12 protein-coding genes are annotated in these 15796 nt (G+C 65.4%); 1 reads left to right on the top strand and 11 read right to left on the bottom strand.

Features of this window, described 5'->3' with window-relative positions:
* Positions 1-108: 108 nt before the first annotated feature.
* A complete protein-coding gene (locus GTZ97_RS14665; RefSeq protein WP_161651392.1) occupies positions 109-1602 on the top strand; it encodes a DNA recombination protein RmuC in 1494 nt (497 codons plus the stop codon).
* On the opposite strand, the gene hemH is transcribed toward GTZ97_RS14665, so the two are convergent.
* The 11 genes from hemH to GTZ97_RS14720 form a co-directional block, all read right to left on the bottom strand.
* A complete protein-coding gene (gene hemH, locus GTZ97_RS14670) occupies positions 1603-2715 on the bottom strand; it encodes a ferrochelatase (RefSeq protein ID WP_161651393.1) in 1113 nt (370 codons plus the stop codon).
* On the bottom strand, positions 2712-5978 hold the full coding sequence (locus GTZ97_RS14675; protein WP_161651394.1) for a hybrid sensor histidine kinase/response regulator: 3267 nt from the start codon (positions 5976-5978) through the stop codon (positions 2712-2714). The genes hemH and GTZ97_RS14675 overlap by 4 nt, the downstream gene beginning before the upstream one ends.
* Before the next feature lie 65 nt (positions 5979-6043).
* Positions 6044-6979, bottom strand: a complete 936-nt coding sequence (locus GTZ97_RS14680) for an adenylate/guanylate cyclase domain-containing protein (RefSeq protein ID WP_161651395.1) — start codon at positions 6977-6979, stop codon at positions 6044-6046.
* A 136-nt stretch (positions 6980-7115) separates the two neighbouring features.
* Positions 7116-9383, bottom strand: a complete 2268-nt coding sequence (rpoD, locus tag GTZ97_RS14685) for an RNA polymerase sigma factor RpoD (RefSeq protein WP_161651396.1) — start codon at positions 9381-9383, stop codon at positions 7116-7118.
* A gap of 110 nt (positions 9384-9493) precedes the next feature.
* Entirely contained in the window at positions 9494-11554 is a 2061-nt protein-coding gene (gene dnaG / locus GTZ97_RS14690; protein WP_161651397.1) for a DNA primase, read from the bottom strand.
* 85 nt (positions 11555-11639) lie between these two features.
* Positions 11640-12296 carry an adenylate kinase gene (gene adk, locus GTZ97_RS14695; protein WP_161651398.1) on the bottom strand — a complete coding sequence of 219 codons (657 nt, stop codon included), beginning with the start codon at positions 12294-12296 and terminating at the stop codon, positions 11640-11642.
* A 109-nt stretch (positions 12297-12405) separates the two neighbouring features.
* Positions 12406-13179, bottom strand: coding sequence for a 3-deoxy-manno-octulosonate cytidylyltransferase (gene kdsB, locus GTZ97_RS14700; protein ID WP_201748307.1), 774 nt, complete (start codon positions 13177-13179; stop codon positions 12406-12408).
* 1 nt (position 13180) lies between these two features.
* Entirely contained in the window at positions 13181-13390 is a 210-nt protein-coding gene (locus GTZ97_RS14705; protein WP_161651495.1) for a Trm112 family protein, read from the bottom strand.
* A gap of 34 nt (positions 13391-13424) precedes the next feature.
* Complete coding sequence (gene lpxK, locus GTZ97_RS14710; protein ID WP_330863621.1) at positions 13425-14495, bottom strand: tetraacyldisaccharide 4'-kinase; 1071 nt, start codon at positions 14493-14495, stop codon at positions 13425-13427.
* Positions 14496-14500: 5 nt separating this feature from the next.
* Positions 14501-14926 carry an ExbD/TolR family protein gene (locus GTZ97_RS14715; protein WP_161651497.1) on the bottom strand — a complete coding sequence of 142 codons (426 nt, stop codon included), beginning with the start codon at positions 14924-14926 and terminating at the stop codon, positions 14501-14503.
* A gap of 22 nt (positions 14927-14948) precedes the next feature.
* Positions 14949-15584, bottom strand: coding sequence for a MotA/TolQ/ExbB proton channel family protein (locus GTZ97_RS14720; protein ID WP_161651401.1), 636 nt, complete (start codon positions 15582-15584; stop codon positions 14949-14951).
* Positions 15585-15796 lie beyond the last annotated feature (212 nt).

The raw sequence follows: 15796 nt of genomic DNA on the forward strand, positions 1-15796 counted from the left end.
AGGCCACATGGGTCTGTAGTCGGCTCGTCGAGCCAAAAGATGAACCCGGTGTGACCCGCATCACGCCTGCCGGACCGGTACTCCATCACGTCTGAGACAATCCCGCGCATGAACTGGATCCTTCTTGCGCTTGCCGTCGTCAGCTGTCTTCTGCTTCTGTGGCTGGTGATTCGTCGGCAGCCCGGTGTCACCGTTGCCGATCTCGAGCGCGTGACCCTGGCCAGCCAAACCCAGCTCAGCCAAGCCACGGCGCAGCTTGAGCGCCAGCTGCGCGACGAGCTCTCGCGCAGCGCCAGTGGCACGCGCCAGGAGCTGGCTCAGACGCTGGGCCTGTTCCAGCAAACGCTGCTCAGCCAGCAAGGCGATGCCACCCGCACACAGAACGAGCAGCTCGACAGCTTCCGCGTGCAGTTGGCCACCTTCCAGCAGGCGCTGTCGGACGGCATGCGCGAGAGCAGCCACCAGTTCGGCCTGCAGTCGGCCGCCTTACGCGAGGCTCAGGCATCGGGCCTCGCCCGCTTCAACGAGGCGCAGGAGGCCAGCCTCAAGCGCCTGTCCGACACCACGACGGAGCAGTTGCGGGCTTTGTCCGAGGCGAATGACCGGCGCCTGGCCGAGGTTCGCCACACCGTCGAGCAGCGCCTGCAGGCACTGCAGGCCGACAACGAAAAGAAGCTGGAGCAGATGCGCCAGACGGTGGACGAAAAGCTGCACGCCACACTGGAGCAACGCCTCGGCGAAAGCTTCAAGCAGGTGGCCGAGCGGCTCGAACTGGTCCACCGCGGTCTGGGCGAAATGCAGCGGCTGGCCAGCGATGTGGGCTCGCTCAACCGGGTGCTGAGCAACGTCAAGACGCGCGGCATCTTTGGGGAGGTGCAGCTCGCCGGTCTGCTCGAGCAGGTGTTCACGCCCGAGCAGTACGCCGTCAACGTCGAAACCGTACCCGGCAGCGGCGCACGGGTCGAGTTCGCCATCCGGCTGCCTGGCCGCGGGGAGCCCGACCAGCCCCTGTGGCTGCCGATCGACGCCAAGTTCCCGCGCGAGGATTACGAACGCCTGCTTGAGGCGCAGGACCGTGCCGACGTGCCGGCGGTCGAGCAGGCCGCCAAGGCGATTGAGGCGCGTTTGCGGCAAGAGGCTCGCACCATCCGTGACAAGTACCTTGCGCCGCCACACACGGCGGATTTCGCCATCCTGTTCGTGCCCACCGAAGGGCTGTATGCCGAGGCCCTGCGCCGGCCAGGGCTGGTAGAAGCGATGCAGCGTGAGTGCCGCGTCATGCTGGCCGGCCCGACCACGCTGCTGGCCACGCTCAACAGCCTGCACATGGGCTTCCGAACCCTGGCGCTGGAAAAGCGCTCGGCCGAGGTCTGGCAGGTACTGGGGGCCGTCAAGACCGAGTTCGCCAAATTTGGCGACGTGCTGGCCAAAACGCGCAAGAAGCTGGATGAAGCCAGCAACACGATCTCGTCGGTCGAGACGCGTACACGGGTCATGGGGCGCGCGCTCAAGCAGGTCGAAGCGCTGCCCGATAGCCAGGCCCAGACCCTGCTGCCCGGCGCAGATGCCGCCGAGGCGACGGAGGCCGACGAGCAGCCCTGATCAGCGTGCCGCGCCCATGGCCCGAGCGCGCTCGCACTGGGCCTTCAGCGCCGCCTCGGTGGGTTGTTGCACCGGCTGAGTCGGCCAGCCTTGCAGGTGGCGCTCGATCAGGTCGCACAGCGCCGTGATCCACTGCGGCTGGTCGTTGAGGCAGGGAATGTAGTGAAACGCCTTGCCACCGTGGTGCAGAAACGTCTCCCGGGCCTCCATCGCGATCTCTTCCAGCGTCTCGATGCAGTCCGAGACAAACGCGGGGCAGATCACGTCCACCCGCTCGTTTCCAGCCTCGGCCAGCGCCTTGAGTGAGGGCTCGGTGTAGGGCTCGAGCCAGCGCGCCTTGCCGAACCGGCTCTGGAAGGTCACCATGTACTCATCGGGCTTGAGGCCTAGGCGCTCTGCCAGCAGGCGGCCCGTCTTGTGGCACTCACAGTGGTACGGGTCGCCCAGCATCAGCGTGCGGTGCGGCATGCCATGAAAGCTCATCACAAGCTTGCCCTTGTGGCCCACACCAATGCGGCCTTCCTTCTGCCAGTGAGCGCGCACCGTGGCGGCCAGCGCCTCGATGTAGGCCGGGTCATCGTGGAAGTGATTGATGTGGCGCAGTTCGGGCAGCAGGCGTGTTTGCAGGCCCCAACGGAACACCTCGTCCATCACGCTGGCCGTGGTCGCGCCGGAGTACTGCGGATACATCGGCACGACGAGGATGCGCGTGGCGCCTTGGGCCTTGAGCTCGTCCAGCACCGAACCCACGCTTGGCTGCCCGTAGCGCATGGCGTGTCGAATCAGCAGCCGGTGGCCGCGCTCGCCCAGCGTGCCTTCGACGCGGGCTGCCTGGCGCTGCGTCCACACTCGCAGCGGCGAGCCCTCCGGTGTCCAGATGCTCGCGTACTTCTCAGCCGATTTGCGCGGCCGCACCCGCAGGATGATGCCGTGCAGGATGGGCATCCAGACCAGTTTGGGAATCTCGACCACACGCGGGTCGGCCAGGAACTGACCCAGGTAGCGACGCAGGGCGGGGGCGTCGGCGGCCTCCGGGGTGCCCAGATTGACCAGCACGACAGCGGTCTTGGGCGGGGTGCCGTGGGTGTAGGCAGGTTCTTTGGCAACGCTCATGGCTCGCCATTGTCCATGGCGGCCGCCAACCTGCGCAGCTCTGTGGTCACTGCCACGATGTCGATCGGTTTGGTCCAGTAGCCGCGAAAGCCGCACGAAAGCGCACGCTCGATGTCTTCTGGCATCGCGTCGGCTGAACACATGTAGGCAGGCACGTGCTCGAGCCCCGGCAGCGTTCGCAGTACACGCAACACGTCAAAACCAGACATTCCCGGCAGGTGGGCGTCCAGCACAAGCACGTCGGGCGAGGCCTGTTGTGCCATCTCCACCGCCATGTCGCCGTCTTCGGCAATGCTGAGGTTCAGTTCGGCAAAAGGACGCAGGGCCTCTTCGAACAGCATCGCGTTGATGCGGTTGTCCTCGACATACAGCACATTCAACGCGCGTGCCGGGGCGGAGGGGGAAACAGGGGGCATGGGCTCCACGGAAACGGCCAGGCTTGTGCCTGGATGCATGTCGACTTCAACGACGGCCAGATCGGCATCGCCCACCGCGCACGGCAGTGTCAACGATGCCAGGGTGCCGTGGTCGGGTCGGCTGTCGATCGACAAGCTGCCCCCCATGGCTTCGACCAGCGAACGGGTGATGATAAGCCCAAGCCCGGTGCCTTCGACATCGGAGGTTTCTCGCCCCAGGCGCTCGAACGGTTGGAACAGTCGTGCCAGTTGCTCCGAAGACATGCCCTGGCCGGTATCGCGAATGCTCAGGCGAGCGGCAGGGCCGTCCTGCAGCACACTGACTTCCACCCGCCCGCCGGGGCGGTTGTACTTGATCGCGTTGGACAGCAAGTTCATCAGAACCTGGTTGAGACGCTGACGGTCTGCCAGGACGACGGCCGCCTCAGGCACCGTCGCATGCAGTTGCACCCCGTGTCGTGTGGCCATGGGCGTCAGCAGCGTGAGCATGCGGGCCACTTCCGGCTGCAGCGCCACAGGCGCAAGGCTGAAGCGCATCTGCCCGGCCTCGACCTGCTGCAGATCCAGTACCTCGTTGATCAGCGCACAGAGGTGCTCGCTGGCGTGAAGGATTTGGTCGATGTGATCCTTCACACCCGCGAATGCGCCGTGCTGGACAGCCGGCTGCAGCCGCAGAAGCTGCGCAAAGCCGTGAATCGCGTTCAGGGGCGTCCGGATCTCGTGGCTCATGCGCGACAGAAAAGCCGTTTTGGCGGCATTGGCCGCTTCGGCCATCTGTTTGGCGACCAGTGTGCGCTCAGCCTCCCGTACCAGTGTGACGTCCGAGTGCGTGCCCACCACCCGAGTGGGCATGCCTTCGGCGTTGCGCTGCATGACCTTGCCTCGCGACAGGACCTGCAACACCCGGCCGTCACGGTGCAGCATGCGGAACTCGATCTGGTGTTCGCCGCAGCCCTCGCCGATGTAGGCCATCAGGCTGGCGGCTACCCGCTCGCGGTCCTCTGCGTGCACGCGCAGAAAGAAAGCCTCTGCCGAGCTGTCGACTTCATCGTCCTCGTAACCCAGAAGGTGCTTCCAGCGGCTTGAGAAGTAGACCTGACCTGTTGCTAAGTCCCAGTCCCACACACCGTCGCCGGCGCCTTCCAGTGCAAACTTCCAGCGCTCTTCGGAGCGGGCCAGCGCCATCAGTGTCTCGCGTTCCTGCGTGACGTCGCGCAACCGGGTCATGAAGGCAAACGGGGCGGTAGCTGCTTCCGTGCGCAGAGGATGGCATGACAGGTTCACCCATACCCGCCGGCCGTCCGGCCGTACCAGCGCGCAGCAACGGTCGGGCTGCGACTGGCCCGTGAGGGTGGCGGCCATCACCGGGTGGGCATCGCCGAGCAGAGGGGTGTGACCGTCTTCTCCCATGAGACTGAGGCCCGCCAGGCTGCGGTCGTCGACCTGGCGCAGCGCAGCGGCGTCCACGCCCAGGATGCGGCAGGCCGCGGGATTCAGTGCCACCACCTGTCCTTGAGCCTCTGTGATCAGCAGGCCATCGGAGATGGCGCCTGCTACTGTTCGGTAAAGCGTTTCACTGACCCGCAGTTTGTCAAGCGCCTGCTGGCGCTCGGACAGGTCGCGCGCGATGAACAGGGCCTGCGCACCCGGCATCGGCACCACCCTTGCCTCATAGTGACGGCGCACGCCGTCGGGGTCATCCAGCCCATACTCCAGATGCTGCATGGAGCCGGTTTGCAGGGCGCGCGCCACCGCCCGCTGTTGCATGGCGCCGATGTCTGCAGGCACGTCGGCGCCCAGCGGATGGCCGATCAACTGCTCGATGCGGGCCTGCATCAGCGGATGTCCACCGTGTCCGTCCAGACAGGTGCCTTGGGCGTCAACCAGAAACCAGATGTCCGGAAGAGCATGAAGCACTGCGCTTAACCTGGCCTGGCTGGCCGCCAGCTCCCGGCGCTGCTGCAGATCCAGCTGGCGGGCGGCATCCTCCGCCTCCACCTGTCGCGTGATGTTGCGGCTCGCGCCGCGGTAGCCCTTGAATGTGCCGTGGCTGTCGAACACGGGGATACCCGAGACGCTGACCACGAGCCGCCCACGCGGCGTGTCGCGGACGCCGATCATGTCGTGGAACGGCTCATGATGGGCCCGCGCGGCCACAAAGCGATCCCAGGCGGCGAGGTGGGCGGGGTGAGGGACATACAGGTCGGCGCCGCGCACGCCGACCTCGCTGGTGGGATCCAGCCCCGTGTGCTGCAGCAGCGACGTGGACACCCATTGCAGCCGCCCGTCGGCATCGGTCTCCCACAACCAGTCGGATCCAGCGAGGCTGGCGGTGCGAACACGCGCTTCATTGCGCCGAGCGCGTTGGCGTCCCAGCTCCGCCTCGACCAGAGCGGCGGCGCTGGCCGACACGTCGCGCATGTGGGTGTGGTCTGCTTCGGTCCATTGCCGGGCAGGAAGGTCCATCACGCACACGCTGCCCATGACCTGCCCCTCCACGATCAGCGGCACGCCAAGGTAGCTGCGCCAAGGTGCGGGGCCGGTGCGGGCCAAGAGGTCGGCAAAACGCGCATCTTGTGGCAAATCCGCCACAGACAAAGCTTCCTGCGCTGCCACGACGCGGCCGCAGAGCGAGTCTCCCAGAGCGTACTGGCGGAGCGTGGTGCCTACGCGGGCCACGGCCCACATGGTGTCACCTGCAGCGAGGTTGATCAGCGCCACGGCGCTGCCAGTCAACGCGGATGCCATTCGCACGAGGGCGTCGAAGGCTGGATGGGCGTCCGCACCATCCAGCAGGTGCGTCGCACGGAGCAGGGCCAAGCGTTCTGCGTCAGCGGCAGCGGTCATGCGGACAGCGGGTCAGATACATTTATCTACACTGTATCCGCTGCGAGGCCGTCTGACGCTGGTGGTCAATACTGAGGCAGCGTGTCGGAGAAGCTCAGCACTTCGAACTGGATCTGAGTGCTGGTCGGATCGTGGGGCGGCGCACCCAGGCTGATGACGCCGCTGCCATGCAAGGTGCACGTGCCCCGCCGCAGGGTCAGGATCTGATCGTCGTGCTCGAAGCGCACGTGCGTTCCGTTGTAGCTCAAGTCGGTCAGATAGATCTGCCCACTGTGGGACTCGATGCGCGCATGTGAGCGGGAGACACGGCTGTCGCTGACGCAGAACGAGGCCTGCGGGCTACGTCCCAGGACCACAGGCATGTCGGCAGTAGAGAAAATGCGCTCACTGCCCAGCCATGACAGCCGCAGCCCCTCCGGAAAGTCGGTGGCGGGTGACTCCAGCATCTGGGTAGACAGCGTGTCGCCAAACCGGCGCGCCTCCATGCGCAGCACCGCCACGGGCTCTTGCCTGCCTCTGAGGTGCAGGCGATCGATGCTGCGAAAGCGCTCCTGCTGGTCAGAGGGGAGTTGGCGCTGCAACGGCCCGGTGATCAGCGTTTCACCTTCGCCGGCGAGGTCCAGCAGGCGTGCCGCCACATTGACCGCATCACCGAAGCAGTCACCGTCGACCTCCACTGTTTCGCCCCACGCAATGGCCACCTTGAGGCGCAGCACGTGCGAGCGCGCGGGCAACACATCCGGCGCCGGGGTGAGCTTGTCGACCGAGTCGTGCAGCACGACCGCGGCCTCGACCGCCTGATCGGGATCGTCGAAGGCGGCCATCAGGCCATCGCCCAGGGTCTTGATGACGTGGCCGCCCCCCTGCACGATGTGCTGTCCCAGCCGGGCGAGGCTGTGGGTGACCACGGCCGCAGCCTCGCTGTTGCCCAGCTTGAGGTAAAGGGCGGTGCTGCCGCGGAGGTCGGCAAACAGGATGGCCCGTTCCTTGGTGACGCTCATGGGTACGTATCATCGCCCCCTTTCGGGGTTCACAGCGTGATGAATTGCACGTATTTGAGGGAGGAAATGCCGAAAAAAACCCGGCGCGAGGCCGGGTTTGGTGTGGGGGAGCGGAGCGGGACGCCCACGCGGCGCATCACAGATTGTCCAGATAGGTCCGTAGCTTGTCTGAACGAGACGGGTGCTTGAGCTTGCGGATGGCCTTGGCTTCGATCTGGCGGATGCGCTCGCGGGTGACGTCGAATTGCTTGCCGACTTCTTCCAGCGTGTGGTCGGTCGACATCTCGATGCCGAAGCGCATGCGCAGCACCTTGGCTTCGCGCGGGGTCAGTGAGTCGAGGATGTCCTTCACCACATCGCGCAGGCCAGCCTGCATCGCAGCCTCGATCGGCGCGGTGTTGTTGGTGTCCTCGATGAAGTCGCCCAGGTGGCTGTCGTCGTCGTCCCCGATGGGTGTTTCCATCGAGATCGGCTCCTTGGCGATCTTCATGATCTTGCGGACCTTGTCCTCCGGCATCTCCATCTTGGCCGCCAGCGTGGGGGCGTCCGGCTCGAAGCCGAACTCCTGCAGGTGCTGACGCGAGATGCGGTTCATCTTGTTGATCGTCTCGATCATGTGAACCGGGATGCGGATGGTGCGGGCCTGGTCGGCGATCGAGCGCGTGATGGCCTGACGGATCCACCACGTCGCATACGTCGAGAACTTGTAGCCGCGGCGGTATTCGAACTTGTCCACCGCCTTCATCAGGCCGATGTTGCCTTCCTGGATCAGGTCCAGGAACTGCAGGCCGCGGTTGGTGTACTTCTTCGCAATCGAGATCACCAGACGCAGGTTGGCCTCGATCATTTCCTTCTTGGCGTCGCGCGAGGCCTTTTCGCCCTCGTTCATGCGCTTGTTGATCTGCTTGAGATCCTCGATGGGCACGACGGCCTTGGCCTGAAGGTCGATCAGCTTTTGCTGCAGCTCCTGGATGGCGGGCAACTGGCGGCCCATGACGGGGCTGTAGTTCTTGCCGGCCTGGGATTCCTTGACGGCCCAATCCAGGTTCAGCACGTTCGGCGGAAATACCTTGATGAAGTGGTCCTGCGGCATGCCGCACTTGTCGACGACGATCTTGCGCAGTTCACGCTCGTAACGGCGCACGTCATCAACCTGCGAGCGCAGCACGTCGCACAGGCGTTCGATGGTCTTGACCGTGAAGCGGATGGTCATCAGCTCCTGGCTGATGGCCTCCTGGGCCTTGTTGTATGAACTGGAGCGGTAGCCATCCTTCTCGAAGGCCTTGGCCATCTTGTCGAAGTTCCCGCGCAGGTTGTCGAACTTCTCCAGCGCCGCGCTCTTGAGCTCTTCAAGCTTCTTGGTCAGCGCCTTGGAGCCGCCGTTGCCATCGTCGTCGTCTTCTTCGTCGAATTCGTCGAAGTCTTCTTCGGCCACGTAATCGTCGGCCTCGTCTTCGGCCACAAAGCCGTCGACCACGTCGGAGATGGGCAACTCGCCTGCACGGATCTTGTCAGACAGCGAGAGGATTTCTGCAATGGTGGTCGGCGAGGCCGAGATGGCCAGCATCATGGCCTGAAGGCCACCTTCGATGCGCTTGGCAATCTCGATTTCGCCTTCACGGGTCAGCAGCTCGACCGTGCCCATTTCGCGCATGTACATGCGCACGGGGTCAGTCGTACGGCCGAACTCCGAGTCCACCGTCGAGAGGGCCGCTTCGGCTTCTTCTTCGGCTTCTTCCTCGGTGGCCGTGTTGGTGACCTGGTTGGTCAGCAGCAGGGTGGCCGCGTCGGGAGCCTGTTCGTAGACCGCCACGCCCATGTCATTCAACATGGAGATGATGGCCTCGAGGATTTCAGCTTCGACCAGCTTTTCAGGCAAGTGGTCGTTGATTTCCTGGTGTGTCAGGTAGCCGCGCGTCTTACCCATCTTGATGAGGGTCTTGAGCTCCTGGCGGCGCTTGTTGACTTCCTCTTCGGTCAGGGTGGTGTCGTCGATGCCGAACTCGCGCATCAGCGCGCGCTCCTTGGCGCGCGAGACCTTCATGCGCAAGGGCTTGGCCTTGGGCTTGTCCTCGCCCGCCGACTCGTCGGCCTCGACCTCGGGCTCAGCGGCTTCCACGTCGCCTTCGAGGTCGGCTTCGATGTCGCCCATGTCGTCTTCTTCAAACGAGGCCTTGCGGGCTTCCTTCTTGGCAGGGGTGCTCTCGGCACTGGCTGCCTTCGGCTTGCGGCCGCGCTTTTTGGGCTCGGCCACCGCTTCTGCGGCCTCCGCGCCTGGGGCTGCGACCTCGGCTGACTTGTCGGCAGACTTGGCCGTGCGGGATTTGGCGGCCTTCTTCTCGGTCACCTCGGTTTCCGTGCCGGCAGTCTTTGCAGCAGATTTCGCGGTCTTCTTCGCGGTCATGCGCTTCCTCGAAAGAGATTCTTAGGGCTGATCGAACCCTCCATTATCGCTGAATCGGTAAGGACCGTCAAAAAACAGCGGCGATTTTCGGGGTGGATTCTGTGCGGGCTTCAGCGGGAAATGGGTCGACTCTGGCTGATTTCAAGCTTGATGGCCGTCGACAATCGGATGAGTTCCAGCTTGCGCGCCTCGGCGGCCTCCGACAGCTCGCCGGACTGGGTGAGCAATTCGAATTCCTCCTGCAGGGCGACGAGTTCGAGCGGACGAATGAGGCCGACTAGGCTGTCGACCGTATCTTTGTCGTCGGGCATATCCAGAAGCCCTTTGATTCGGCCCGCGAGGGCCGCCAGGTCGCCAACGGTGGTACCGTGGAGTTCGTCCCCATCCTGCTCCTCGGTCATGGCAGCCAGCAAGGCGTCGCGCACCAGTGGTCCCTGGTCGTGGACGAGCCGGTCCAGCCAGCGGAAAAAGTAGCCGTATGGTGCGGGCTGATCGCACAGCAAGTCATGGACGGGTGCGGCCAACTGCTCCCAGAACTCGCTGTGGGACACCAGCACCCATACGATGCGGTCAAGTGAGCTGGCGGCGCGAGGCAGCGGGCGCGGCGCCAGCGGTGCGCCGCGGGCGTCCCAGCGCGAACCGCGCCAGCCGTTCTTGCCGCCGCGCCAGGGGCGCCTATCACCGTAAGCGCCGCTGCGACGTGCTTGTGAGGCCCCCCCACTGTAGTCCGGGGGCGCGTCCGGCGCCCACTCGGCGTCGTCGGGTGGGCCATGGTTGCTGGCGTATGCCGGTACGCCGTCATCTGACGCGCCCTGGGCGTCGCCGCGCCGGGGGCGATCGGCCGCACCCTCGCGTCGGGCCAGATGCTCGGTCAGTCGGCGACGCACCTCCTCCGGGGGCGTGCGGGCCATCTGGGCCAGTTCGTCGGCAATCAGCCCCTGCAGCGCGCCCTCGGGGAACTGTGCAAGCAGGGGGATGGCCTGCACCAGCAACCGCGCACGCCCTTCGGCCGTGTCGAGGTCACAGTCGTCGCGTGCGTGCTCCAGCACTTGACGCGACAGCGGCACCGCCTTTTGCACGCAAGCCTCGAACGCCTCGGCCCCATGAGCCCGGATGTAGCTGTCCGGGTCATGTTCGGGCGGCAGAAACAGGAAGCTGATGCGGCGGGTGTCGGTGGCAAAGGGCAGGGCGGCCTCCAGCGCGCGTCCGGCGGCGCGGCGTCCGGCGGCGTCGCCATCGAAGCAGAACACCACCTGCTCGGTAAAGCGGAACAGCTTCTGGACGTGTTCGGCCGTGCATGCCGTGCCCAGCGTGGCCACCGCGTTGCCGAACCCCCACTGCGCCAGGGCCACCACATCCATGTAGCCTTCGGTGACGATGGCGTAGCCCTTGTTGCGCAGAGCAGCGCGGCCTTCAAAGAGGCCATAGAGTTCGCGACCCTTGACGAAGACGGGCGTCTCGGGGGAGTTGAGGTACTTGGGTTCGCCCTTGTCGAGCACCCGCCCGCCGAAGCCGATGACTTCGCCTTGCGGGTTGCGGATCGGGAACATGATCCGGTCCCGGAAGCGGTCGTAGCGCCGCCCCTCGGACTCGCCTGGTTGCGCATCCTGCACGATCACAAGGCCGGCTTCGACAAGCAGCGGGTCGTCGTACTGCGCAAAAGCGCTGGCCAGACCATGCCAGCTGTCTGGCGCATAGCCCAGTCCGAAGCGGGCAGCGATGTCGCCTGTCAGCCCGCGGCCCTTCAGGTAGGTCACTGCGCGCGGTGTGGCTTTGAGCTGCTTTTTCCAGTGACGGGCGGCCTGGGCCATCACCTCGGTCAAGGTGCGCTGTTTTTCCTTCTGCTGGCGCTGACGTTCGCGCTCTTGCGGGTCAACACGGTCATCCGGGACCTGCATGCCCTGTTGCTGAGCGAGATCCTTGACCGCCTCGACAAAGCTCAGCCCGCTGTACTCCATCAGGAAGCCGATGGCGTTGCCATGGGCGCCACAGCCGAAGCAGTGGTAGGTCTGCCGGCTCGGGCTGACGATGAAGGAAGGTGATTTCTCGCCGTGGAAAGGGCACAGACCCTTGTAGTTGATCCCCGCCTTCTTGAGCGTGACATACCGCCCCACCAGATCGGCGACGTCGGTGCGGGCCAGCAGGTCCTGAATGAATGACGGCGGAATCACGGCCGGGGATCGTGTGTGGAGGCCACCAAACAAAACGGCCCCGTCGCCAGGCGGCGGGGCCGTGGTGTCGGGTCAGCCTGCGCGCTTATTGAGACAGGGCCTCAAGTGCGCGGCGGGTGATGTCGTCCACGGAGCCCACACCGCTGATCTTGCGGCATTGCGGGGCGGCGGTATCGCCTGTGGCGGCCCACTGCGAGTAGTAGTCGACCAGGGGGCGGGTCTGCTGGTGATAGACATCCAGGCGCTTGCGCACCGTTTCTTCCTGATCGTCGTCGCGCTGGATGAGGTCCTCGCCCGTGACGTCGTCCTTGCCGGCCACCTTGGGCGGGTTGAAAGTCACGTGGTAGGTGCGGCCCGAGGCGACGTGGACGCGCCGACCGCTCATGCGCTCGATGATGGAAGCGTCAGGCACATCAATCTCAAGCACGAAGTCAATCTTCACGCCGGCGGCCTTCATGGCCTCGGCCTGCGGAATGGTGCGGGGGAAGCCGTCGAACAGGAAACCCTTGGCACAGTCTGATTGCGTGATGCGTTCCTTGACCAGGCCGATGATGATGTCGTCGCTGACCAGCTGGCCCGCATCCATGACTTTCTTGGCGGCCAGGCCAAGCGGCGTACCCGCCTTGACCGCTGCACGCAGCATGTCACCGGTGGAGATCTGAGGGATGCCGAAATGCTGGCACAGGAATGCCGCCTGGGTGCCTTTGCCGGCGCCGGGTGCGCCCAACAGAATGAGTTTCATGTGACTCCTTGAGGTCGCAGGCAGTCGGGAGTTGTGCCCCCTTGAAGCCGCTGCGTGACAAGCCTGTGAGGATAGCATGGCTACCCCCCCGAAAAGGGGCGGGTTGGCCTCAGGGTGTGGCGTTCATGCCCTCAATCAGTGCACGTACGCGGGCCAGGTCTTCAGGGGTGTCGACACCCGGCCCAGGCGCGTGGGCGCTGCGATGAACCGCGATGCGCTCGCCATGCCAGAGCACCCGAAGCTGCTCCAACGATTCCACCTGCTCAAGCGGGCTGACCGGCAGCTCCGGAAAGCGTCGCAGAAAGCCGGCGCGATAGCCATAGATGCCGATGTGACGCAGCACGGCGGCCATGCCCTGCGGCAACTGTGTGGCATCGGGCGCATCGCGCCACCAGGGGATGGGCGCGCGCGAGAAGTACAACGCACGGTCCTGCACATCGGTCACAACCTTGACCACGTTCGGGTTGCGCCACTCGGCCGCATCGTGCACCTCGTGCGCGGCAGTGCTCATGACGCAGTCGGGGCGATCGAGCAGCAGCCGGGCACAGGCATTGATGAGCGCCGGATCGATCAGGGGCTCGTCGCCTTGCACGTTGACGATGCGTGCGTCGCCATCGAGGCCCAGCAATCTGCAAGCCTCGGCCAGGCGGTCGCTGCCGGTGGGGTGGTCGGAACGCGTCATCACCACAGGGACGTGGTGCTGTTCGCATGCTGCTGCGATGCGAGGGTGATCGGTGGCGACAACGACCTGATCAGCATCGCTGAGCCGGGCGCGCTGGGCCACACGCACCACCATGGGCAGGCCGCACAGGTCGGCCAGAGGCTTGTCGGGCAGCCGGGTGGAGGCCAACCTGGCCGGAATCAGCACGGTGAAGGTCGACACCTCAGAGCTCCTGACCAGTCGTGGCGCCGGTGATCGGTTGGTCGTGCTCGTCCAGCGGCAGGGCTTCGCCTTCGAGCATGACCGGAATCCCGTCACGGATCGGGAAAGCCAGGCGGTCGGCCATGCACAGCAGGTGTGCGCCATCTGTGGTGCGCTGCAGCGGCCCTTTGCAGACGGGGCAGACCAGCAATTGAATCAGTCGGGTGTCCATGATTGGCATCCAGCAAGGAAGAGAGAGCGGCAGATCATGCAGCAGGACGTCGTCGAGCGCGCGCCAGCGCATCATCGAGCGCCTGCCAGAAAGCCGGTTCGGGTTGAAAGTCTAAGGGGGCCACCCACACCCGCGTCAATGGGCGTTCGCGGGCCAGCCGGTCCGGAGCGAGTTTGACGGCGTCCTTCTCCGTGACGATGAGATCGCACGGCTGGTCGGGCCACGGTAGCGTGGCCATGTCGGCGTGGTCGGGCAATGGCAACTCGGTGATGTGCCAGCCTTGCTGTCTCAGACCGTCAAAAAAGCGCTGCGGATGGGCGACGCCCGCCAAGGCGAGATAGGGCCTGGCCAGGCTGTCGGCCGGTGATGGCCTGTCTTCGGTGCTCACGCCCCGCCACCAGTTGGCCAATGCTTGCAGTTCACCGAGCGTTGCGGCGCCCCGAAAGCCCGGCAAGGGGGTGCTGGGCGGGCAACCGTTGTAGAGCACCAGTGGGGCGGCGCTGAGACCGGGCAGCGGCTGCGTCTCAATGGGCTCGCGCAGCGGGCCGGCGGGCAGCAGCCAGCCGTTGCCTTGTCCACGTTCGTCGAACACGACAACCTCGATGTCGCGCGCCAGCCGCAAGTGCTGCAGGCCGTCGTCGCACACCAGAATGTCGATCTCGGGATGCCTTGCCAGCAACGCCTGGCCGCCCCGCACGCGATCACGGTCGATGGCCAGGGGCACACCCGTGCGGCGCCACAGCAGCAGGGGTTCGTCGCCAGTCTGGTCCGCGGTCAGCGATGGCGCCGATTCGGCATCGAGGATGAGCGCATGGTCGCCAGGGGCATGGCGCGCGCCATAGCCTCGGGTGAGCACGCCTGGGCACCAGCCCGTCGCGCGCAGGTGGGTCAGCAGGGCCAGCGTCGTGGGCGTTTTGCCTGCGCCACCCACGATCCGGTTACCCACCACGAGCACCGTGCGCGGAAGCCCATGACGGCGCAGCCAGCCCAGCCGGTAAGCCAGACGCCGAGTCGCGACGAGCGACCACATCAGCGCCGACACGGGGGACAAGACCCACGCGAGCAGGCCGCGACTCAGCCAGGCCCGCTGGAGGGTGGCGGCCACGGCACTCAATCGCGCTCGCTCTGGCCCTGCGTGGCGAAAGTCAGCTGCGCCAGGCCCGCCCGCCGCGCCGCGTCCATCACATTGACCACACTCTGGTGGCTGGCTGCCGCGTCCGCATTGATGACCACGACAACATTGCGCTCCTGTCCCGCTGCACGGTTGAGCGCGGCGGCCAGCAGCTCAACGCTGCGCCCTTCTACCAACTGCTGGTTGACCACATAGCGCCCATCCTGCGGCACCGTCACGACGATCTCCAGCGGCCTGTTCTGAGCCTGCTTGGCATTGGCCGTTGGCAGGTTGATGGGCAGTTCGGTGTACTTGGCGTAGGTGGTGTTTAGGACCAGAAAGATCAGGATCACCAGCAGCACGTCAATGAACGGGATCAGGTTGATCTCGGGCTCCTCTGCGGCTGGGCGACGGCGAAAGTTCATGGCCATGCGGCGGCTCCAGGGCTCAGCGGCGATGTGCTGACAGACGCAGCAGGTGCGGCACCATCCGCTCGGCAGCCTGTTCCAGCGCCAGCGTGTAGGCCTCGACCTTGGCGCGGAAGTGGCGGTAGAACATCAGCGCAGGAATGGCGACGATCAACCCGAACGCCGTGTTGTACAGCGCCACCGAGATGCCGTGGGCCAGCTGCGTGGGATTCGTGCCTCCGCCTGATCCACCCCCCGTCGCGCCAAAAATCTCGATCATGCCCACCACCGTACCGAGCAGGCCCATCATCGGGGCGGCGCTGGCAATGGTGCCCAGCGCGTTCAGATAGCGCTCCAGCAGGTGGACGGCGTCGCGGCCGGCCGATTCGAAAGCCAGCCGCAGCTTGGCCTCGGCGATGCGCGGCTCTGCGGCCACGGCGCGCAAGCCCTCTGCCAGCACCTGGCCCAACACGGAGTTGTCAGCCAGCTTGTTGATGGTGTCGGCCGAAGGCAGGCTGCCTTTGGTGACGCCGATCACCTCATCCACCAGCGTGGGCGGCGCCACGCGGGCCTGCCGCAGGCTCAGCATGCGCTCGGCAATCAGGGCCAGCGCGACGACGGAGGAGATCAACAGCGGAATGATCGGCCATCCGGCAGCTTGTAAGATCGACAGCAATGGAAGCCCCCCAGGGAACAGGACACGGAACGCGGCCGATTATGCGGGCGAAACGGCCCAGGGTTGACCCGACGTCATGCCCGGGCCACGGCGTCGCGGAGGGGCTGACCGATTCTCCGAATGTGAACTGACAGGTATCCACTGATCTTGTGGATAACTTTGTGGGCAAGCTTGGGACGCTGCCCGCCGTCGCCCGTGAAATCGGGCTTTTG

Source organism: Aquabacterium fontiphilum, assembly GCF_009909205.1.
GTDB classification, from domain to species: domain Bacteria; phylum Pseudomonadota; class Gammaproteobacteria; order Burkholderiales; family Burkholderiaceae_C; genus Aquabacterium; species Aquabacterium fontiphilum.